Source organism: Streptomyces sp. NPDC048650 (genome assembly GCF_043199095.1).
Taxonomy (GTDB): Bacteria; Actinomycetota; Actinomycetes; order Streptomycetales; family Streptomycetaceae; genus Streptomyces.
The window spans coordinates 1,170,663-1,190,706 of record NZ_JBICVM010000001.1; the positions used below are offsets into that span (position 1 = coordinate 1,170,663).

At 73.6% G+C, this 20,044-nt stretch carries 16 protein-coding genes; 6 read left to right on the forward strand and 10 right to left on the reverse strand.

The window, feature by feature from the left end; genetic code table 11:
- Window positions 1-143 precede the first annotated feature (143 nt).
- Both ACGFML_RS05360 and ACGFML_RS05365 read right to left on the reverse strand, forming a co-directional pair.
- Window positions 144-1,130 carry an LLM class flavin-dependent oxidoreductase gene (locus tag ACGFML_RS05360; protein ID WP_393540431.1) on the reverse strand — a complete coding sequence of 329 codons (987 nt, stop codon included), beginning with the start codon at window positions 1,128-1,130 and terminating at the stop codon, window positions 144-146.
- Window positions 1,131-1,243: 113 nt separating this feature from the next.
- Window positions 1,244-2,725, reverse strand: coding sequence for a purine-cytosine permease family protein (locus ACGFML_RS05365; protein ID WP_393540150.1), 1,482 nt, complete (start codon window positions 2,723-2,725; stop codon window positions 1,244-1,246).
- 570 nt (window positions 2,726-3,295) lie between these two features.
- Between ACGFML_RS05365 and ftsY the strand changes: the two genes are divergently transcribed.
- Complete coding sequence (gene ftsY, locus ACGFML_RS05370) at window positions 3,296-4,525, forward strand: signal recognition particle-docking protein FtsY (protein ID WP_393540152.1); 1,230 nt, start codon at window positions 3,296-3,298, stop codon at window positions 4,523-4,525.
- A 191-nt stretch (window positions 4,526-4,716) separates the two neighbouring features.
- Here ftsY and ACGFML_RS05375 read toward each other — a convergent pair whose 3' ends face one another.
- Entirely contained in the window at window positions 4,717-5,385 is a 669-nt protein-coding gene (locus ACGFML_RS05375) for a bifunctional DNA primase/polymerase (protein ID WP_393540154.1), read from the reverse strand.
- A 489-nt stretch (window positions 5,386-5,874) separates the two neighbouring features.
- On the opposite strand from ACGFML_RS05375, the gene ACGFML_RS05380 reads away from it, so the two are divergent.
- The 5 genes from ACGFML_RS05380 to ffh all read left to right on the forward strand — a co-directional run bounded on the left by ACGFML_RS05380 (window position 5,875) and on the right by ffh (window position 13,679).
- Window positions 5,875-7,368 (forward strand): hypothetical protein, encoded by a 1,494-nt coding sequence (locus ACGFML_RS05380; protein ID WP_393540156.1) that lies wholly within the window; start codon window positions 5,875-5,877, stop codon window positions 7,366-7,368.
- A gap of 298 nt (window positions 7,369-7,666) precedes the next feature.
- The gene (locus ACGFML_RS05385; RefSeq protein WP_393540158.1) at window positions 7,667-9,007 is read left to right on the forward strand and encodes an ammonium transporter; all 1,341 of its coding nucleotides are present in this window, start codon (window positions 7,667-7,669) and stop codon (window positions 9,005-9,007) included.
- The gene (locus ACGFML_RS05390; RefSeq protein WP_393540159.1) at window positions 9,004-9,342 is read left to right on the forward strand and encodes a P-II family nitrogen regulator; all 339 of its coding nucleotides are present in this window, start codon (window positions 9,004-9,006) and stop codon (window positions 9,340-9,342) included. Before ACGFML_RS05385 ends, ACGFML_RS05390 begins: the two co-directional genes overlap by 4 nt.
- Window positions 9,343-9,468: 126 nt before the next feature.
- Entirely contained in the window at window positions 9,469-11,961 is a 2,493-nt protein-coding gene (locus ACGFML_RS05395) for a [protein-PII] uridylyltransferase (protein WP_393540162.1), read from the forward strand.
- Window positions 11,962-12,128: 167 nt separating this feature from the next.
- Window positions 12,129-13,679, forward strand: a complete 1,551-nt coding sequence (ffh, locus tag ACGFML_RS05400; protein WP_393540164.1) for a signal recognition particle protein — start codon at window positions 12,129-12,131, stop codon at window positions 13,677-13,679.
- 45 nt (window positions 13,680-13,724) lie between these two features.
- On the opposite strand, the gene ACGFML_RS05405 is transcribed toward ffh, so the two are convergent.
- From ACGFML_RS05405 to ACGFML_RS05435, 7 genes are read right to left on the reverse strand one after another with little or no spacing between them, the layout of a single operon-like run.
- Window positions 13,725-14,900 carry an alanine racemase gene (locus ACGFML_RS05405; RefSeq protein ID WP_393540165.1) on the reverse strand — a complete coding sequence of 392 codons (1,176 nt, stop codon included), beginning with the start codon at window positions 14,898-14,900 and terminating at the stop codon, window positions 13,725-13,727.
- A 6-nt stretch (window positions 14,901-14,906) separates the two neighbouring features.
- On the reverse strand, window positions 14,907-16,019 hold the full coding sequence (locus tag ACGFML_RS05410) for an aminotransferase class V-fold PLP-dependent enzyme (protein ID WP_393540166.1): 1,113 nt from the start codon (window positions 16,017-16,019) through the stop codon (window positions 14,907-14,909).
- The gene (locus ACGFML_RS05415) at window positions 16,016-17,020 is read right to left on the reverse strand and encodes a phosphotriesterase (protein ID WP_393540167.1); all 1,005 of its coding nucleotides are present in this window, start codon (window positions 17,018-17,020) and stop codon (window positions 16,016-16,018) included. Before ACGFML_RS05415 ends, ACGFML_RS05410 begins: the two co-directional genes overlap by 4 nt.
- Window positions 17,017-18,354 carry a YhfT family protein gene (locus ACGFML_RS05420; RefSeq protein ID WP_393540169.1) on the reverse strand — a complete coding sequence of 446 codons (1,338 nt, stop codon included), beginning with the start codon at window positions 18,352-18,354 and terminating at the stop codon, window positions 17,017-17,019. Before ACGFML_RS05420 ends, ACGFML_RS05415 begins: the two co-directional genes overlap by 4 nt.
- 3 nt (window positions 18,355-18,357) lie before the next feature.
- Window positions 18,358-18,717: a DUF2620 domain-containing protein gene (locus ACGFML_RS05425; protein WP_393540170.1), complete on the reverse strand. Its 360-nt coding sequence runs from the start codon at window positions 18,715-18,717 to the stop codon at window positions 18,358-18,360.
- Entirely contained in the window at window positions 18,714-19,097 is a 384-nt protein-coding gene (locus ACGFML_RS05430) for a transcriptional antiterminator (RefSeq protein WP_393540172.1), read from the reverse strand. The genes ACGFML_RS05425 and ACGFML_RS05430 overlap by 4 nt, the downstream gene beginning before the upstream one ends.
- Before the next feature lie 21 nt (window positions 19,098-19,118).
- Window positions 19,119-19,976: a methyltransferase domain-containing protein gene (locus tag ACGFML_RS05435; RefSeq protein WP_393540175.1), complete on the reverse strand. Its 858-nt coding sequence runs from the start codon at window positions 19,974-19,976 to the stop codon at window positions 19,119-19,121.
- Window positions 19,977-20,044 lie beyond the last annotated feature (68 nt).

Below are 20,044 nucleotides of genomic sequence, written 5' to 3' on the forward strand. Positions count from 1 at the left end.
TACTGCCCCGGGTCACAAGAGACCCCGGGCAGTACCCCTTTTCACGTCCGGACGGCGCCGCCGCCCCCGGCGGGCGGCCGGGTGCCGTACGGAACGCCCCCCGGTGGCCGGCCGGTGCGGTGTGCGGGGTCCGCCGCCGGGCGTCAGTCCGTCAGGCGCGGCAGCACCCGCTCCGTGAACAGGTGCAGCGAGCGCCAGCCCTCGTCGACCGGCATCCCCCCGCACAGCGGATGGAGGATCAGCGAGCCCTGGGCGCCGGCCTCCCGGGCGAGCTCGAGGCACTCGTCGGGGGTGACGATGCGGTAGACGCCCTCCTGGCGCAGCGCCCCGGCGTCGGCCGCGGTGGAGCGCACCGCGGAGCGGATGTCCGCGGACTGCCAGGAGGCGTACATCCGGGCCTCGTGCAGCAGATGGCCGCCGTACTCGGCCCAGGCGCGGTCCGGGTCCTCGGACAGGTGCAGCAGACAGGTGCGCTCGGGCGGCTGCATCACCCACCCCTCGGTGCCGAACTCGGCACGCCGCTCGTCGTAGTAGGCCGCCAGCTCCGGGAGACGGGCACTGGGGAAGAGGGGGAGCCCGAGCCGGGCGGCGCGCCGGGCCGCCGCGCGGGAGCTGCCGCCGATCAGCAGCAGGGGGTGCGGCCGGGTGTACGGGCGCGGGGTGACCTGGACCGTCCGTCCCCGATAGGTGAACGGCTCGCCCTTCCAGGCGGCGAGCAGGGTATCCAGCACCTCGTCCTGGAGGGCGCCGCGGCGCTTCCAGTCCTTGCCGTGCGCCGCGTACTCCGCCTCCCGGTAGCCGAGTCCGGCGACGGTCATCAGGCGGCCGCCGCTGAGCAGGTCGAGTACGGCGATGTCCTCGGCCAGCCGCAGCGGGTCGTGCAGCGGGGTGATCAGGGCGGACACGGTGACGCCGATGCGGCGGGTGGCGCCGAGGACGGCGCCGGCGAAGGCGAGGGGGGAGGGCATCCAGCCGTTGGTGGTGGCGTGGTGCTCCTCGGTCTGGACCATGGTCAGGCCGCGGTCGTCGGCGAAGGCGGCCATCTCGACGGCGGCGCGGTAGCGCGCGGAGAGGGCGGCGGGGGTGGGAGACGGGTCGACGAGGTTGAAGCGCAGGACCGTGACGGGCATGGCAGACATGACGGCGTCCCCTTCGCCGGGCGGTGGGCGAAGGGGACGGTAGTTGACGTGGCGTCAGATTGCCAGGGCGCGGATCCGGCCGGCCGGCCGGGCGCCTCGGGGGCTCAGCCGACCCGGGCCGGCTGCGGGGCCTCCTCGGCCGTCCGCTCCGGCGCGGTGGCCGGGACGGTCTCCCGGGGTGCGGGCAGCGCCGCCGAGACCGCCGCGGCGATCACGATCGTGGCGGCCCAGCCCAGGCCGTTCTCGCCGATCCAGGTGGTGGCCAGCGGCCCGGCGAACCACTGCACCTTGGTGAAGCAGAGCCCCGCCGCGAGCGCGACGGCCCAGGCGGTCATGGACTGCCAGCAGTAGCCGCCGGTGTACCAGTAGCGGCTCGTGCGGCCGGTGTTCATCAGGCTGTCCGCGTCGTAGCGGACCGCCATCTTGCGGCGCCGGGCCATGTCGACGCCGTACACGCCGATCCAGGCGGAGAAGGAGACCGCGAGCAGCGTCAGGAAGGCGATGAACTGCCCGATGAAGTCCTTGGCCACCAGCATCATGAACAGGCCGCCGACCAGGCTGATGACGGCGTTGATGCTGACCGCCAGGGCGCGCGGCAGCTTGACGCCCATCGTCTGGGCGGTGAAGCCGGCGGAGTACATCGACAGGCTGTTGATCAGCACCATCCCGACCAGCGCGGTGGCCAGGTACGGGACCGCGAGCCAGGTCGGCAGGATGGTGCCGAGGAACGACATCGGGTCGGTGTTCTGGCCGGCGAGCTTCGGGCTGGAGACGGCCATCACGCCGCCCATCAGCACCATCGGGACCAGGACGAGGGCGGCGCCGGAGACGGTGGTGCCGACGATCTTCCTGCCGGACGCCGAGTGCGGGAGGTAGCGCGCGAAGTCGGGGCCGGTGGGGACCCAGCTGATGCCGCCCGCCGCGATGGTGCCGATGCCCGCGATCACCATGGCGGTGGTGCCGGCCTTCTTGGCGAAGATCGCGTCCCAGTCCATCGTGGCGATCAGATAGACCAGCACCATGATGCTGAACAGGCCGAACAGGTACGTCGAGTACTTGTTGCAGACGTTCAGCGCCTTCCGGCCCAGACCGCTGATCAGGTACGTGACGGCCACGAAGCCGAGCAGTGTGACGACGACCAGGGCGTTGTTGCTCCGTACGCCGAACATCAGGTGCAGCACGGTCAGCACGGCGTAGGCGCCGGTGACCGCGTTGATCGTCTCCCAGCCGAAGCGGGCGACCCACAGGATCGCGCCGGGGAAGTAGTTGCCGCGGACGCCGAAGGCGGCCCGGGAGAGCATCGCGCCGGGCGCGCCGCCCCACTTGCCGGAGACCGACAGCACGCCGACCATGCCGAAGGCGATGGCGGCGGCGATCGCGGCGACCAGCAGGACCTGCCAGAAGTTCAGCCCGTTGTTGACCACCAGGGAGGCGCCCATGGTCAGCAGCAGGACGCTGATGTTGGTGGCGACCCAGGTGGGGAAGAGCTCGCGGACGCGGCCGCGGCGCTCGTGATCGGGGACGGGCTCGATACCGCGGGTCTCTACGGCGCCGTTCGTCTCGGGCGAGGAAGTGGACGTGCCCATGCGTGCTCTGTCTCCGTGCGGGGGGTCTGGGGACACCCCCGGGGGAGGAGGTGCAGGCAGCGGCTGTGGTGCCTGGCCAGAATTGGTTGCCAGGACTCTACGCGCGTTGCGTGGCCGTTCACCATCGTACTTTGAACCAACTTCTACTCGTACATCCCTTTGGGGCCTCCGACAAGGACGGACCTCACACCCCCTCGTCGGAAGGATCCACTCCGCGCCGCCGATCAGGCAGAAGACGGTGCCGGCCGCCGCCGGCCCACCCGGTGGTCGGCCCGCCGCAGCAGCTCCTGCGGACCGTCGACCGGAGACGAGAACCACCCGCACCTCGTCCGCGGCGCCGTACGGAGCCGCGGTGGCGCGCAGCCGCCGACCAGCCCGGTGGCGAGCTCCAGCCCGGTGAACCCGGCGCCGACCACCACCGCGGTCCACCGCCCCGGCCTCCGTCGCCCCGGCGAAGCCGCCGCCCGAGCTCAGGACATCAATCCTCCAGAATCTCTCCCGGGGCCCGTGGATCCGGGGTTCGGCGCGTGCAGTCCCCACGGCCGGGGCGTGGCTGATACTGGAGGGGTTATGGAAACCGTCATCCTTGCTGTAGTCATCGCCGTGGTCGTGCTCGGCGCGATCAGCGGGCTCGTCGTCAGCGGCCGCAAGAAGAAGCAGCTGCCGCCGTCCCCGCCGGCTGCCCCCTCCGTCCCCGCGCCCCCCGCTGAACCGCACGTCGGTGAGGAGGCCGAAACCCCCCGCGACGAAGAACGTCGCACCATCGAAGAGGTCGGACTGCCCCCGGCCGAGGCCAAGGCGCCGACCGCCGAGCCCGAGGCGCCTGCCGCACCCCCGGCGCCCGAGGTCGAGGTCGAGGTCCCCGAGCCGACCGCGGGCCGGCTCGTGCGCCTGCGCGCCCGCCTCTCCCGCTCCCAGAACACCCTGGGCAAGGGCCTGCTCACCCTGCTCTCGCGCGAACACCTCGACGAGGAGACCTGGGAGGAGATCGAGGACACCCTGCTCGCCGCCGACGTCGGCGTCGCCCCCACCCAGGAGCTCGTGGACCGGCTGCGCGAGCGCGTCAAGGTCCTCGGCACCCGCACCCCCGAGGGCCTGCGCACGCTGCTGCGCGAGGAACTGCTCACCCTCATCGGCACCGACGCCGACCGCTCCGTGCACACCCACAACGGCATCGGCAACGGCGGCGAGGAGATTCCCGGCGTCGTCATGGTCGTCGGCGTCAACGGCACCGGCAAGACCACCACGACCGGCAAGCTCGCCCGCGTCCTGGTCGCCGACGGCAAGTCCGTCGTCCTCGGCGCGGCCGACACCTTCCGCGCCGCCGCCGCCGATCAGCTCCAGACCTGGGGCGAGCGGGTCGGTGCCCGTACGGTCCGCGGGCCCGAGGGCGGCGACCCCGCCTCCATCGCCTTCGACGCCGTGAAGGAGGGCATCGCCGAAGCCGCCGACGTCGTCCTGATCGACACCGCGGGCCGCCTGCACACCAAGACCGGCCTCATGGACGAGCTCGGCAAGGTCAAGCGGGTCGTCGAGAAGCACGGCCCGGTCGGTGAGGTGCTGCTCGTCCTGGATGCCACCACCGGCCAGAACGGCCTGGTGCAGGCGCGGGTCTTCGCCGAGGTCGTGGACATCACCGGCGTGGTGCTCACCAAGCTCGACGGCACCGCCAAGGGCGGCATCATCGTCGCCGTCCAGCGCGAGCTGGGCGTACCGGTCAAGCTGGTGGGCCTGGGCGAGGGCGCGGACGACCTCGCGCCGTTCGAGCCCGAGGCATTCGTCGACGCCCTGATCGACTGACGCCGCTCCCGGGGCCCCGCGCCCCGGCTGTCATCGGCCCCCGGACCCGCGTACCGCAGGTCACCGGGGGCCGACGTCCGTCCGGACCCACGCGCCTCGGCCGCGCCGGGTGACGCACCCGGCCCGCCCGCCCGCCGCAGCCGAGCGCCGGGGCGGTGGGGTGAAGGGGCGAAGGGCGAAGGGGTGGTGCTTCAGGCGCACACGCGGGCGCACAGATACGCCAGCGTGCCCACCACCAGCCGGGCCTGCGGCGGCCGGCCCGCCGTCTCCAGGGTCGGCGGGCGCAGCCAGCTCATCGGGCCGTGGCCGCCCAGGTCGGAAGGCGGCGCGGTGATGTGGTCGCCGTCGCCCAGCGGACGGAGGTCGAGGTCGGCGTCGTCCCAGCCGGTGCGGTAGAGCAGGCCCGGCAGGTCGGCGGCGGCTCCGGGGGCGACGAAGAACAGGGTGCGTCCGGTCGGAGTGGCGGCCACCGGGCCGAGCGGCAGCCCCATCCGCTCCAGCCGGGCCAGTGCGCCGCGCCCCGCGCTCTCGGGGACGTCGAGGACGTCGAAGGTCCGGCCCACCGGCAGGAGCACGGCCGCACCCGGCGTCTGTGCCCAGGCCCGAGCGGCCTCCTCCAGCGTCGCGCCGGCCGCCAGCTCCTTGCCGAAGTCCAGGGGGTGGGCGCCGGGGGAGGGGCAGTCGGCGGCGCCGCACGAGCAGTCCGCACGGCCGCCGCCGGACCGCAGCGCGCGGGCACCGGGGACCACGTCCCAGCCCCACAGCCCGGTGCACTCCGCCACCGCCGTGATCTCGGACGAGCGGGCGCGGCGCCGCGAGCCGGACCGAATCTCCCGGATGCCGCCGATCGTGAAGCCCATGCCCCCTCCAACGGGTGCTGCGTGCCTGTGGTTACGAGCCGCTCGACCGTCGGACGGACTCGGACGGATCCCAACTGCCGTGCTGCGCCGCGCCGTCGACGGCCGATGGTGCCGGTGGTGCAAAGCGGTGTGACGCAGCACGCCGGGTGGTGCGGTGTGGTCCGCACGCCCTGCTGCGCTCCGCTCCGCCCGGACCCGTTCGACCTGTGTCAAGTCAATCGCGAGAGCCCGCCGGGCAGTTCATTCAAAGGGGTGGCGAATGGTGGCGTTTCCCCGATCGCCCTCGCGGGGGGCGTGATCGTAGGATTACTTTCAGTGCACGAACCCCGAGAGGCATCATTCGCACGGGTATGCCGGTGGCATCGCACCGGTCGGCACGGACCGGCAGGTGTGGCCGGAAGACGTGATCGGGTAGATGTAGCACGGACAGGCGTCGCAACGGGCGGCGTCCTGTGGACGGTTCGCACCGAGCACCGGGCAACGATCGGGATGGGGGCTACCACAGTGGCCGGCAACGGCGGCACGGGCGGCACCGACGCCGTCAAACGACCCAACGCGCAACTGGGTTCGTGGTTCATGCGCAGCGGCTGGTCCAAGGGCGAGCTGGCCCGGCAGGTCAACCGCCGGGCGCGCCAGATGGGCGCCCACCACATCAGCACCGACACCTCACGGGTCCGCCGGTGGCTGGACGGCGAGCAGCCACGTGAGCCCATTCCCCGGATCCTGTCCGAACTCTTCTCGGAACGGTTCGGCTGCGTCGTCGCCGTCGAGGAACTGGGCCTGCGCACCGCCCACCAGTCCCCGTCCGTCTCCGGTGTCGACCTGCCCTGGGCAGGCCCCCAGACGGTCAGCCTCATCGGCGAGTTCTCCCGCAGCGACCTGATGCTGGCCCGCCGCGGCTTCCTGGGCACGTCCCTGTCGCTGGCCGCGGGACCCAGCCTGATCGAGCCGATGCAGCGCTGGCTGGTGCCGGTGCCCGCCGGCCAGGGCGGCTCCGACGCACCGCTCGACCGCCCCCGGCGCCCGGCCCGGCTCTCCCGCCCCGAGCTCGAACTCCTCGAAGCGACGACCGCGATGTTCCGCCAGTGGGACGCCCAGTGCGGCGGCGGACTGCGGCGCAAGGCGGTCGTCGGCCAGCTCCACGAGGTCACCGACCTCCTCCAGGAACCCCAGCCCGAGGAGGTGTCCCGGCGGCTGTTCAAGGTCGCCGCCGAACTCGCCGAACTCGCCGGCTGGATGAGCTACGACGTCGGACTCCAGCCCACCGCCCAGAAGTACTTCGTCCTCGCCCTGCACGCCTCCAAGGAGGCCGGCGACCGCCCCCTGGGCTCGTACATCCTCTCCAGCATGAGCCGCCAGATGATCCACCTCGGCCGGCCGGACGACGCGCTGGAGCTGATCCACCTCGCCCAGTACGGCAGCCGGGACACGGCCACCGCCCGCACCCAGGCGATGTTGTATGCGATGGAGGCCCGCGCCTACGCCGGGATGGGCCAGCCCGGCAAGGTCAAGCGGGCCGTCCGGATGGCCGAGGACACCTTCTCCGACGTCCTGCCCGGCGAACCCGAACCGGACTGGATCCGCTTCTTCTCCGAGGCCGAGCTGAACGGCGAGAACGCCCATTCCTACCGCGACCTCGCCTACGTCGCGGGCCGCAGCCCCACCTACGCCTCCCTCGCCGAGCCCGTCATGGAGCGTGCGGTGGAACTGTTCGGCAAGGACCCCGAGCACCAGCGTTCCTACGCGCTCAACCTGATCGGGATGGCCACCGTGCGGCTGCTCCAGAAGGAACCCGAGGCCTGCGCGGCGGTGGCGCAGCAGGCGATACCGTTCGCCCGCCAGGTCCGCTCGGAGCGGGTCAACACCCGGTTGCGCAAGACGGTGGACACCGCGGCCCGGGAGTTCTCCGGTGTCGCCGAGGTGATCCAGCTCAGCGACGAGCTCTCCCGCCAGCTGCCCGAGCACGCGGCGGAGGCCGTCTGACCTCCCACCGCCCCTCAGCCCCCGGCCGCGGCCGCCGCCCCGTACAGCCCGACTCGGCTTCCCCACGCCAGGTCATGCGGGTGCGCAGCCGCGGCCGGGTCCTTGCCGGTCGCGCTGGGCCGGACGGGTGGGCTGCGGCCGGGTCGGAGTTCACCTCGGCGTAACACGTGCGCCGTCTTCGTCACTGCCGTGAAACACCGGCAAGGTTTGGCGGAAACCACGCTGCGACAACCTCAACGCGAAGTCGGCCCACCAGAACCAAGCCCGCACGGGCCGCATCGACGACGAGGAGACGCCGATGCCCCCAGGCATCCTGACGATGGCAGCAGACAAGGCCACACTGAGCCCCGCCAACACCGGATTCATGCTGATCTGCTCGGCACTGGTGATGGTCATGACCCCCGCACTCGCCTTCTTCTACGGAGGAATGGTCCGGGTCAAGAGCGTGCTCAACATGCTGATGATGAGCTTCATCAGCCTCGGCATCGTGACCCTTCTGTGGGTCCTGTACGGCTTCGGACTCTCCTTCGGCACCGACAAGGGCGGCTTCATCGGCTGGGACGGCCACTTCGCCGGGTTCAGCGACATCGGCCTGACCGAGCTGTGGGGCACCAGCACCATCCCCGTCTACGTCTTCGCCGTCTTCCAGCTGATGTTCGCGATCATCACACCCGCGCTGATCAGCGGTGCGCTCGCGGACCGGGTGAAGTTCACCGCCTGGGCGCTGTTCATCGCCCTGTGGGTCACCGTCGTCTACTTCCCCGTCGCCCACTGGGTGTGGGGCGAGGGCGGCTGGCTGTTCGAGCTGAAGGTCATCGACTTCGCCGGCGGCACGGCCGTCCACATCAACGCCGGTGCGGCGGCGCTCGGCGTGATCCTCGTCGTCGGCAAGCGCATCGGCTTCAAGAGGGACCCGATGCGGCCCCACAGCCTGCCGCTGGTGATGCTCGGCGCCGGTCTGCTCTGGTTCGGCTGGTTCGGCTTCAACGCCGGCTCCTGGCTGGGCAACGACGACGGCATCGGCGCGGTCGCCTTCCTCAACACCCAGGTCGCCACCGCCGCCGCGATGCTCGGCTGGCTCGCCTACGAAAAGCTGCGGCACGGCTCGTTCACCACACTGGGAGCCGCCTCCGGCGCGGTCGCCGGACTCGTCGCGATCACCCCGGCCTGCGGCGCCGTCAGCCCGCTGGGCGCCATCGCGGTCGGCGTGATCGCCGGCGTGCTGTGCGCCATGGCCGTCGGCCTGAAGTACAGGTTCGGCTACGACGACTCCCTGGACGTCATCGGCGTCCACCTGGTCGGCGGTGTCACCGGCTCGCTGCTGATCGGCCTGTTCGCCACCGGCGGCGTGCAGAGCACGGCCAAGGGCCTCTTCTACGGCGGCGGCCTCGACCAGCTCGGCCGGCAGGCCGTCGGAGTGGTCTGCGTCCTGCTGTACTCGCTCGTCGTCTCCTACGTCCTTGCCAAGGCCATCGACCTGGTGATGGGCTTCCGGATCGATGCGGACGAGGAGATCTCCGGCATCGACCAGGCCGCACACGCCGAGACGGCGTACGACTTCACCGGCGCGGGCGGCGGCTCGATGGCCCGCAAGGGCCCGGCACTCGGCGAGACCCTGACGAAGAAGGTGGACGCGTGAAGCTCATCACGGCAGTAATCAAGCCGCACCGGCTGGACGAGGTGAAGGAGGCCCTGCACGCCTTCGGGGTGCACGGCCTGACCGTCACCGAGGCCAGCGGCTACGGCCGGCAGCGCGGCCACACCGAGGTGTACCGCGGCGCCGAGTACACCGTCGACCTGGTGCCCAAGATCCGCATCGAGGTCCTGGTGGAGGACGCCGATGTGCAGGAGCTGCTGGACGTCGTCGTCAAGGCGGCCCGTACCGGCAAGATCGGGGACGGCAAGGTGTGGAGCATCCCCGTCGACGACGCGGTGCGGGTGCGCACCGGGGAGCGCGGGCCCGACGCGCTGTAGCCCCCTCGGTGCCCGGCCGGCGCCGCCCCCGGGCGGCCCGCCGCGGTGCCGCTCGGCCGAAGTCCGCGGTGGGCCGGCCCGACAGCTGCCGGCCCACCCCCACCACGCGGTCCAGGAGGAACTCAGGTGACGGACAGCGCCAAGGAGAACACCGGGGCCCAGCCGCTCCCCGACGGCGGTTACGCCGCCGCCCGGCTGCGGCTCCTCCAGAGCGACACGCGCACCGGGCCCGACCGGCGCGCCGCCCTCGCCCGGCTGACCGACAACTGGCTCGCCGCCCTCCTGGACCGCGCTGCCACCGCCGCCGGCATCCCCGGCGCCGCCCTCGTCGCGGTCGGCGGCTACGGCCGCGGCGAACTCTCCCCCCGCAGCGACCTCGACCTCCTGCTGCTGCACGACGGCCGCGCCGGCACCGACGCCGTCGCCGCACTCGCCGACCACCTCTGGTACCCCGTCTGGGACCTGGGCCTCGACCTCGACCACGCCGTACGCACCCCCGCCGAGGCCCGCAAGGCCGCCCGCGAGGACCTCAAGGTGCAGCTGGGCCTGCTCGACGCCCGCCACCTGGCCGGCGACGGTGAACTCACCGCCGCCCTGCGCACCGCCGCCTACGCCGGCTGGCGCGAGACCGCCGCAAAGCGCCTCCCGGAACTCCACGAGCTGTGCCAGGAGCGCGCGGAACGCCAGGGCGAGCTCCAGTTCCTCCTCGAACCGGACCTCAAGGAGGCCAAGGGCGGTCTGCGGGACGCCACCGCGCTCCGGGCCGTCGCCGCCTCCTGGCTCGCCGACGCACCCCGCGGCGGCCTGGAAGCCGCCCGCACCCGCCTCCTCGACACCCGCGACGCGCTCCATCTGGTCACCGGACGCGCCACCGACCGGCTCTCCCTCCAGGAACAGAGCCAGGTCGCCGACACCCTCGGCGAGGCGGACGCCGACGTCCTCCTCCGCCGGACCTACGAGTCCGCCCGCACCATCTCCTACGCCGCCGACGTCACCTGGCGCGAGGTCGGCCGGGTCCTGCGCGCCCGCTCCGTCCGGCCCACGCTGCGCGGCCTGCTGCCCGGCCGGGCAGCAGGCAAAGGGGACCGGTCACCGCTGGCCGAGGGCGTCGTCGAACTCGACGGCGAGGCGGTCCTCGCCCGGACCGCCCGTCCCGAGCACGACCCGGTGCTGGTGCTGCGCGCCGCGGCCGCCGCCGCCCAGGCCGGGCTGCCGCTCGCCACCCACGCCATCCGCCGCTGCGCCGCCGCCTCGGCCGCCCGGCCGCTGCCGACACCCTGGCCCGCCGAGGCCCGCGAACAGCTGGTGACCCTCCTCGGCGCGGGCGCGCCCACCGTGCCCGTATGGGAGTCGCTGGAGGCCGAGGGCATCGTCACGCGGCTGCTGCCCGAATGGGAGCGGGTCCGCTGCCGCCCCCAGCGCAATCCCGTCCACACCTGGACCGTCGACCGTCACCTGGTCGAGACGGCCGTCCGCGCCTCCGCCCTGACCCGCCGGGTGCACCGCCCCGACCTGCTGCTGATCGCCGCCCTGCTGCACGACATCGGCAAGGGCCGGCCCGGCGACCACTCGGTGGCCGGCGCGGACATCGCCGTCGAGGTGGCCACCCGCCTCGGCCTCGACGCCCGCGACCGGTCCGTGATCGGCTCCCTCGTACGCCACCACCTCCTCCTCGTCGAGACGGCGACCCGGCGCGACCTCGACGACCCGGCCACCGTCGGCGCCGTCGCGGACGCGGTCGGCGACCCCGGCACGCTGGAGCTGCTGCACGCCCTGACCGAGGCCGACGCCCTCGCCACCGGACCCGCCGCCTGGAGCGCCTGGCGCGGCGGGCTCGTCGCCGACCTGGTCGACCGGGTCGCCGCACGACTCGCGGGGGAGAGCGAAGGGGACGACGGCGCCGCCGACGAGCCGACCGCCGAGCAGGAGCGGCTGGCCGTCGAGGCCCGGCGCACCAAAGGCCCGGTCCTGGCCCTGCACGCCCGGGCCGAGCCGCCCCCCGAGCCGCCGGCCGACACCTCCACCGGGACCCCGGCCGAGACCCCCGCCCAGCAACCCGTCGGCGTCGAACTCCTCATCGCCGTACCCGACCAGCCCGGCGTACTGCCCGCCGCGGCCGGCGTCCTGGCGCTGCACCGCCTCACCGTCCGCGCCGCCGACCTGCGCACCCTCGATCCCATAGGAGAGGGCCCGGTCCTCGTACTCAGCTGGCGGGTGGCCGCCGAATACGGCTCGCTGCCGGACGCCGACCGGCTGCGGGTGGACCTGGTCCGCACCCTGGAGGGCCACCTGGACGTCCCCGCCCGCCTCGCCGAACGCGAACGCGCCTACGCCCGCCGCTCCCGCGCCACCCTCGCCCCGCCGCCCCGGGTCGCCGTCGCCCGCGGAAGCTCCCGCACCGCGACCGTCATCGAGGTCCGCGCGCAGGACGCCCACGGGCTGCTGCACCGCATCGGGCGGGCCCTGGAGGACGCCGGCGTCTACGTCCGCAGCGCCCACATCAGCACGCTGGGAGCGAACGCCGTGGACGCCTTCTACGTGACCGGCCCGGACGGCCGGCCGCTGCCGGAGGCGGCGGCGACGGCCCTGGCCGAGACCCTGCAGAGGGCGCTGCTCTAGGGGGCGCCCGCCGGACCGCGCCCGGGGGCGGCGCCCGCCCGCCCGGCGGCGCGTCGCACCCGCCCCCGGGCGCCCGGCGGCGGAGGCCCGGCCCGCTCGGCTTGCGAAGGCGGATACCCTAGAACCCGACTGGACCCCGCCCCCGACCCCGAGGATCGACGACCGCCGTGTTCGATACGCTTTCCGACCGCTTGGCGAGTACTTTCAAAAACCTCCGGGGCAAGGGCCGCCTGAGCGAGGCGGACATCGACGCCACCGCGCGGGAGATCCGTATCGCCCTGCTCGAGGCCGATGTCGCCCTCCCCGTGGTCCGCGCCTTCATCAAGCAGGTCAAGGAGCGCGCCACCGGCAGCGAGGTCTCCCAGGCACTGAACCCCGCCCAGCAGGTCATCAAGATCGTCAACGACGAGCTGATCACCATCCTGGGCGGCGAGACCCGCCGACTGCGCTTCGCCAAGACCTCGCCGACCGTGATCATGCTCGCCGGTCTCCAGGGCGCCGGTAAGACCACCCTCGCCGGCAAGCTCGGCCGCTGGCTCAAGAGCCAGGGCCACGCCCCGCTGCTGGTCGCCTGCGACCTCCAGCGCCCCAACGCCGTCAACCAGCTCCAGGTCGTCTCCGAGCGCGCGGGCGTCGCCTTCTACGGCCCCGAGCCGGGCAACGGCGTCGGCGACCCGGTCCAGGTCGCCAAGGACTCGATCGCGCACGCACGGACCAAGCAGCACGACGTCGTCATCGTCGACACCGCCGGCCGCCTGGGCATCGACCAGGAGATGATGCAGCAGGCCGCGGACATCCGCGACGCGGTCAGCCCCGACGAGATCCTCTTCGTCGTCGACGCCATGATCGGTCAGGACGCGGTCAACACCGCGGAGGCCTTCCGCGACGGCGTCGGCTTCGACGGCGTCGTCCTGTCCAAGCTGGACGGCGACGCCCGGGGCGGTGCCGCGCTCTCCGTCGCGCACGTCACCGGCAAGCAGATCATGTTCGCCTCCAACGGCGAGAAGCTGGACGAGTTCGACGCGTTCCACCCGGACCGCATGGCGTCCCGCATCCTCGGCATGGGCGACATGCTCTCGCTGATCGAGAAGGCCGAGCAGACCTTCAGCCAGCAAGAGGCCGAGAAGATGGCGGCCAAGCTGGCGAAGGGCCCGAAGGAGTTCACCCTCGACGACTTCCTGGCCCAGATGGAACAGGTCCGCAAGATGGGCTCCATCTCCAAGCTGCTCGGCATGCTGCCCGGCATGGGCCAGATGAAGGACCAGATCAACAACCTCGACGAGCGCGAGGTCGACCGCACCGCCGCCGTCATCAAGTCGATGACCCCGGCCGAGCGCCAGGACCCCACGATCATCAACGGCTCGCGCCGCGCCCGCATCGCCAAGGGCTCCGGCGTCGACGTCAGCACCGTCAAGGGCCTCGTGGAGCGGTTCTTCGACGCCCGCAAGATGATGTCGAAGATGGCTCAGGGCGGCGGCATGCCCGGCATGCCCGGCATGCCCGGCATGGGGGGCGGCGCCGCCCGGAAGAAGAAGCAGGTCAAGCAGGCCAAGGGCAAGCGCAAGAGCGGCAACCCGATGAAGCGCAAGGCCGACGAGGAGGCCGCGGCCGCCCGCCGTGAGGCCGCCCAGGCCGGCAACCCGCTCGGCCTGCCGCCGGGCGACGAGCAGCAGGGCAACTTCGAACTCCCCGAGGAGTTCAAGAAGTTCATGGGCTGACCCTCGCCCCGCCGAGCCCCCGGACGCCCCGCCGCGCCCGGGGGCTCAGCCGTGCGGTCCCGCCACCGGGCGGCCCCACGGGTCGTACAGACCGGTCAGCTCCGGCGCGCCGTCCGCCAGCCCGGCGACCACCGCGACCGTGCTGCGGGTGACGAACATCTGGGTACGGAAGGCGAGCACGGCGGTATCGCCCGCCCGCGCATCCCCCGGCTCCAGCAGCCGGTAGTAGTCGATGTTCCCGGCGGGTGCCTCCCGCACGGCGAGCCGGGCACCGGTACGCGGAATCAGCGCCGACCGGACGCCGCCCCGGGGATAGAAGCCGCCGCCGAACAGTGCCGGGCTGCCGTCGGCGAGGGTGTGCGCGACCTCGGTGACGTAGACGTAGGCGGGACGCTCCGGCTGCGGCGGCCCGGCGGCGTGCAGGGGAGTGGTGCCGGTCAGCGCGTGGCCGGGCTCGCCGTGCGTGGCGCCGAGCCGGGCCAGCAGGGGCAGGCTCGCCAGACACGTCACGCCGGGGGCGCTCAGGACCAGCCGGGACGGATCGCCACCGCTCCGCGCCGCCAGCAGCCGCCGTGCCTCACCCGCGAGGCGGAGGTTCGGGGTGGGCGCCACCCGCCCCGACCCCGGGGCGCACGCCAGACACGGGAAGGCCGTCACCCCCGCGATGCGTACCCCCGGCAGCCGTTCGACACCGGCGGCGAACGCCTCCAGCCCGCCGAGCGGCACCCCGCCCTCCTGGCCCGGATGGACCGCGCCCGCGGCACCCTCGATCCGGACCAGGACGTCCTGGACCACGCCGAGCCGGACGGCCGCCTCGGACACGGCCCGGGCATTGGCCAGGTCGTAGACCGTGACCGCCTCCGGCCGCCAGGCCAGCATGCCCGGCAGCGCACGGTGGGGCACCTGCACCAGATGCCCGAGGTTCCCGGGCCGGGCGCCCGCCGCGTGCAGCACCCGGGCCTCCGGCGCGTCGATCGCGGCGAAGCGCGGAATGTGCCCGGCGATCGCCCGCACCAGCTCCGGATTGCGGCCCACCTGCTTGACCACGAACCACAGGGCCAGGCCGAGCCGGTCGGCCCCGGCGGCGAGCAGGGCCGCATTGGCCCGGACGGCGTCCAGGTCCAGCACGTAGGTGTCGGGCGGGACGGCGCCGCTGCGGTGCAGGTCGGCCGCGCACCCGACCAGGCGCGGATTGCGGGCGAGGACGGCGTCGAGGAACACGGCCCGTCACCCTTCGCCGCGGTGCAGATCGGCCAGGGCCCGCGCGAGGATGTCCACGACCAGATCCGCGCCCGCGCGCATCGGGTTGATGCGTACGGTCCAGTCGGCGAGCTCGGGGGCATCGGCCAGCGCGGAGCCCGACAGCCGGTAGAACAGCGGGGCGATCTCGTAGCGGGAGTTCGCGCCGACGGGATACGCGGCGGCGCCGTGCCGCGCGGCCGCCGCCGGCAGCGCGCGGGCGAGCGGGTGGTCCAACCGCACCAGCAGACAGCGGTCCTGCGCGTTGGCCAGCGCGACCTCTGCGACCCCCGGCACCGCCCCCGCCGCCAGCCGCCCGGCCACCTCCGCCCCCACCGCCGACTGCACCGCCCACATCACCGGCACATGCGTCAGCGCCCGCAGCGCGTCCAGCGCCTGATGGCCCTGCACCTGCCCGCCGCCCGAGGAGTTGTCCGCACGCACCCGCGCCACCACGTCCGCCGCACCGACCACCACCCCCACCCCCTCCGGGCCGTGCAGCTTGAACAGCGAGAAGCAGGAGGCGTCCGCACCCAGCTCCACCCCGCACCACGGCACCCGCAGCGCCGCGTAGTTGTCGTCCACGACGGTGCGCAGCCCCGCCGCACGGCACGCCGCCAGCACCTCACCAAGATCGTAGGAGTCCGCGAGCCGCTGCCGGGTGTGCTGCACATACCCCCAGCCGAACCGGCCCGAGGCCAGCGCCTCAGCCAGCGCCCCCGGATCGTTGAAATCCGCCTCCACGGCCCGTACGCCCAGGCCGCGCAGGGTGACGGCGGTGGTGCGGTAGACCGGCGCCCGGTGGATCAGCAGCGGATCCCCCGGCCCCACCACGGCGGCCAGCGCGGCCCGGATGGCGCCGGTGCCCGCACCCTGCACCAGGGCCGCCGCCTCGGCCCCGAAGAAGTCGGCGAGCACCGCCTCGACCCGGGCGGTGGTACGCGGCCGCCCCGGCCCCGGGACGACCCCGGCGTCCGCCTCGAAGAGCTGCTGCCCCTCGAAGTGGCGGGCGGTGCACTCCAGCAGGCGGAACTGCCGTGCGGTGGCATCGCCCACCGCGACGGTGGGCAGGGGACTGGTCCTGGGCAGCCGCACGCTCATCGGAACGCACCGCCCGCCGCGCCGCCCCACTCGCCGTCCCGCCCCGTCAGGAACCGCAGCGGATTGCGCCGGACCAGCCCGTCGATCAGCTCCTCGTCCGCCCCGGCCGCCCGCAGCCGCGGCACGAAGGACCGGAACAGATGCCCGTACCCGCCGCCGCCCGCACCGACCAGATAGCCGTGCCGCGAGACATCGCAGCTGAGCAGCGCCCGGTCCGCATGCCCCGCCTCCACGAGCGCCAGCAGCAGACGCAGCCGGGCGGCATCGCTTCGGTAGTGCTCCTTGCCGATGGTGTCGAAGCAGACGTACGCGCCCGCCGCCGCCAGCTCCCGGTGCACGGCCGGGTCGTCCAGGAGGTCCTGGTGACCGATGGCGATGCGGTGCGGCGCCAGCCCGGCCGCCGTCAGCAGCTCCAGCTGGGCCCGACCGCCCCGGCCCAGCCCGGCGTGCGTGACGACCGCCAGGCCGGTGGCGCGGGCCGCCAGCGCCGCGGCCCGCAGCACCCGCGACTCGGGCTCGCTCGGCCGATCGCCATGGCTGCCGATCTCCCCGATCACCCCCGGCCGGATGCCGCCGCGGCCGTCCTCGATCTCCTCGACCAGCGACCGGGCCAGCACCTCGGGGGCGGCACCGACCACCTCGGGCGGATGGAACCGCTCGTAGTACCAGCCGGTGGCCGCCACGACCGCGACCCCCGACGCCGCGGCGATCCGGGCCAGCGCGGCCAGGTCCCGGCCCATGCCCCGGCAGGTCAGCTCGACGACCAGCGACAGCCCGAAATCCCTCCGGAGCACGGCCAGTTCCGCCGCGACCGCCGCCCGGTGCCGCGCCGCCAGGACGGCCTTCGGGCCGGACCCCCGGGACAGATCGAGCGCCAGATGTTCGTGCGCGAGCACCGGACCGCACACGTCGGCCGCGGACAGCGGACCGGCGACGGTGTGCAGCAGACCGGCCGCGCGCACCGCCCCGGTCACCACCGGCATGGCCGTGTCCCCGGTCATGAGGCGGCGACCGGAGTGAACAGGCCCAGCCAGCACAGGACGTTGAGCGCGACACCGGCGGCGATGACGGCCGCCGGCCCCGCGGCCATCCGCACCACCACCCGCCCCATCGCCTCGTTCAGCAGGTACAGCCCGCCGACCATCAAAATGCCCAGCCCGCCGCCCATCGCATCGGCGGCCATCAACGAGCCGAAGACAATGGCCAGTTGAAGGGTCTCGCCGATCGCGCCACGCAGCCGCTCCGAGGAGTCGCGCACCGACGGCAGCCGCCCCAGCAACCTGCCGATGCCGCTGAGCGCCAGCACCTCGGCGGCGAAGACCCCCGCACCGCACAGCAGCGCCAGATACGGGCTCGGCAGGACGTAGCCGAGCGGATAGACCAGGGTGAAACCCGCGATGCCGTACGCACCGGAGGCCAGCGCCGTGGTGGCGATCAGCGGCAGGAAGCCGAGCACTCGGTAGAGGTCGACCTGCGCCGCCTCCGCGTACTTCCCCCGGGCGATCAGGAAACTCGTCGCCTCACCGCCCCCGAAGATGTGCATCTGCGCCAGGACGCACACACCCGCCCCCAGCGCCATGAACAGCGGCAGATGCCGGCGCAGACGGGCCGCACCGGCACTGAACAGCGACGCCATCGCGTCGTCCGCCGCCCCGCCCCCCGGCCCGGTACGCCGCTCCCGCAGATCCCGGTCCACCGCGAAGCCGATCAGCAGCAGCACCCCGGCCGCCATCGCCAGCGCCCCGGGGAACACCTGCGGCCACAGCTTCATCGTCAGCACCACCAGGGCCAGCTCCACCACACCCGCCACCGCACCCCGCAGCCGGCCGAACTGCCTGCTGATCGCCAGCACCGGGAACAGCGTGAACAGGAACAGGATCGGCGTCGACATCTGCTGCATCGCCGTCAAGAAGTCCACCGGCAACCCGCGCACCGCCGCATCGGCACCCTGGAGGCCGAAGACGACCAGCGCACCCCACGCCCCGCCCAGCAGCGGCGCCAGCCACTTCCGCGGCGCCAGGATCCCGAGAACATCGGTGGGCAGGAACACCAGCCACGGGTTGAGCACCCCCGACGACAGCGCCATCGGCGCCCCCAGCCCGAAGACGAACCCCGCCGAGAGCCCGAAGGACACCGCCGCCGTCGCACCGCGCGTCGACCGCCCCTGGACGAGATCCAGCATGAACGGCCGCACACCGTCGTTGAAGACCGCCAGCGCCAGATGCGCGACGAACGCGGTCAGCGCACACACCGCGATGACGGTCAGCTGCTGCACCCACGAGAAGTCCAGCCCGTCCGCCCGGCCGGCGGCGAGACGCACCAGGCCCGTGCCCACCGGTCACGCCGTACGGACCGCGATGGCCTGCGCGAGCGCCGGCACGACCGCCTCGACCCGGTCCACGGCGAACCCGAAGACCTTCTTGCCCTCGCCCAGCAGCGCCTCGATCTGCTCCGCGGTGGGCACCGACCGGCCGAAGGTGTGACAGGCGGCCGACCCCAACAGGCCCACCAGCACACCCAGCGACGCGCCCGCCCCGGTCTGGCACGTCCCCAGGAAGTAGTCCGCCTGCCCGGCCCGCAGCTGCACGGCCGCATCCATGTCATTGCTGACCAGGACCTCGACACCCGGCAGCCCCAGCCCCGCCACTGCACTGGCCACCTCGGACTTGGCGACGCCACCGGTAAGGATCTTCGTCATGACGCATCCCTTCGCAGCGATGAATTCCCGCGCAGCACGGCGAAGTGCAGGGCCAGGAACAGGATCTCGGGCCCGGACAGCTCCGCGCCCAGCTCGCGGACCGCCCGCACGGCCACCGCGCGGGCCCGGGCGACCGCCTCGGGATGGTCCGCCAGCTCCGCCGCCAACGACGCCGCGCACTCCGCCGGCGGCCCGCCCTCCAACGACCGGGTCAGGGCCATCAGCAGATGACTGGTCAGCATCCCCGCACTGTCCTCGGTGATGTGCCGCCCCTCGCCCGCCAACGCCACCAACTCGGCCGTCACGAACGCGGCGACCTCCGGGCGGACCTGACCACTGTCGCGAAACAGCCGGATACGGCGGGCGAGCCGAGCCTCCATGAACCTTCCCTCCGCGCCCGACTACCGCGTCCGCGCGATCACATAACGGAACACGTTCGGCATCCAGACCGTCCCGTCCGCCCGCTGATGCGGATGCAGCGCCTCGCCGAGCTCCTTCTCCACCTGCCGCCGCCCGGCCACCTCCAGCGCCGCGTCGAACACCCCCGTCGACAGCAGCCCGCGCACCGCGCTCGCCACATCCGCGTACCCGAACGGGCAGGCCACCCGCCCCGAACCGTCCGGCCGCAGCCCCGCCCGGTCCGCCAGCTCCTCCAGATCGTCCCGCCCGCTCGGCCGCCAGCCACCGCCCCCCGCCCGCAGGGGATCGGCCAGCCGCTGCGCCACCCGCAGCACCCCCGCCGTGGCACACCGCTCCACCGGGCCCCAGCCGCCCAGCACCACCGCACTGCCCCGCTCCGCCAGCGCCGTCGCCGCGTTCAGCGACGCCGTCAGACCCTCGGCGGTGCCCACACAGCCCGACGGGTGGAACGCGGTGATCACATGGAACGGCGCCCGGTCGGACGCCACCGCCTCCACCCGGCCACCGACCAGCCGGACCGCCCCCGGCCCACCGTCCGGCGAGAGCCGCTCCCGCGCCAACTCCAGCCGCGAGGCATCCACATCCACCCCGCTGACCTGCGCACCCCGCGCCGCCGCGAGCAGCAGCGCCAGCCCCGCACCACAGCCGAGTCCCAGCAGCCGGGTGCCGGCGCCGATCCCCAGCCGGTCGTACGCGGCCTCGTACAGCGGCACCAGCATCCGCTCCTGGATCTCCGCCCAGTCACGCGCCCGCGCCCGCGCGCCCGCCGGATCGGGCAGACCGTCGCCGGGCGGGGAAGCGGAGTCCGCAAGGTGGTGCCGCACGAGCGTGGGTGACATCGAAAGCGCCCCTATTCGCCGAGAACCGAAGCTGTCCAGTGCCGATCGCCCCCGTGTCCGAGCGTTGT